1 protein-coding gene and 1 pseudogene are annotated in these 1,573 nt (G+C 25.0%); both read right to left on the minus strand.

The genetic code is table 11. The features are described from left to right. Positions 1–338, minus strand: a pseudogene (locus RR430_RS06360) (M3 family oligoendopeptidase); the annotation flags it as partial. 260 nt (positions 339–598) lie between these two features. Further along, positions 599–1,573: hypothetical protein (locus RR430_RS06365; protein ID WP_332508789.1), on the minus strand; the 975-nt coding region annotated here is incomplete at its 5' end.

Below are 1,573 nucleotides of genomic sequence, written 5' to 3' on the forward strand. Positions count from 1 at the left end.
AAAAATGTCTCAGGAATAACATCTTTCAATTCTTCCTTCAACGGAGTATTAATAATAATTTTATATAGATTTGAGTTTATTTCTGAATACATTGGGCTTATTTCATCCCAATAGTTGTTTTCAGCATCATAAAACTCATCACTAGTATTAATAGAATTACGAACACTACATAAAGTTGCCATTGTATTAATATGACCACGAATTACATTAATTTCTTCAAAGATATTTATAAACTCTTCTTTAGTTTTGCTATTACTCAAATCATTTAAGAGTTTATCAATTTCAGCCTTAGTTGTTTCAAAATTTGGTCTTTCATACTTAAATTCATTAAATTTCATACACTTCACCTCTTATGTGATATTATACACCAAATTAGCATATATACAGCATAATTCCATTGTAAAAACCTAATTTTGAGCATTCTATATACGGATACAAAACTTTCTTTGTTCGCTCATCCACAATTAATAATACTTCGCTATATATGTATTCATTTTTAATTTCATCACTAATACAATTAAAAAACATTTTTAGATTTTCATGCAAAGTTAATGATAAATTACAGTTAAAAATCCATTTTTTATTAATCATAATTATTTTAATTATTATCTCGCAATTCATCTACTAACTTAACCTTCTCCCCTTTTCCTTTATGATAATAGAATCCTTCATCTTGTTTACAATCTATATGGGCATTATTAGGAATTATATATTGATCATTAAACCCATTTCCTATCCACAAACAATATCTATCCTCAAATATACACTTGATCCAATTAGAGGACCATTCTTTTACATCGATGCAGAAGATAATTGGCTTTGTATTATCTTTTAATAAATTACGTATTTCATTGATATTTATAATATCAATTTGATTACAATATATGATTCCATGCTCAAAATGCACTAAATCTTCAATTGATTGTATTATAGGAATATTACTAAACATTTTTCTGCAAAAATCATTTAACATGTAATGATTTCTAGATATTATTACTATATATGGAAATTTCTCAATATTTATCCACTGGTAATTTTCATAACTCTTAGCAATATTATAAATATCATCACTTATCAAAGGTGTCTCCATCTCATCTAGATATATTTTTGTATTTTGTTTTACCGGCATTTGTAATAAATCTTCATTATTAACTGTGTATTTTCTAAATAATAATAATCTATCTTTTTTTATATAGTAAAAATTGTCCTTGTTAACATTTGACTTAATTCTTTCTTCAAATAGTACCGAAAGTTCCTGTATAGAAATGGTGGATGATGCTATACGGTATCTAAAATAACCCCATAAAGAATAAGGAACTGCATTTGTAGTATATGAGAATAGCCAATAGGTTATACCTTTTGATAATCCTTTACTTAATAATCTAGTAAAATCATATTGAAGTTTCTGCAGTTTATCAATAAATATAGAACTATTTGGAATAATTATGATTATATTTTTTTCAATGCTCTTCATTTCAAGAATTTTATATAAATTTTCTAATAATTCATCACTTGTAATTGTATGAATATATTGACTATCTTTGGCACAAAAAGTAAATTCTTTATCGAAATC

Source organism: Anaerorhabdus sp. (assembly GCF_036641015.1).
Classification (GTDB): Bacteria; Bacillota_I; Bacilli_A; order Erysipelotrichales; family Erysipelotrichaceae; genus Anaerorhabdus.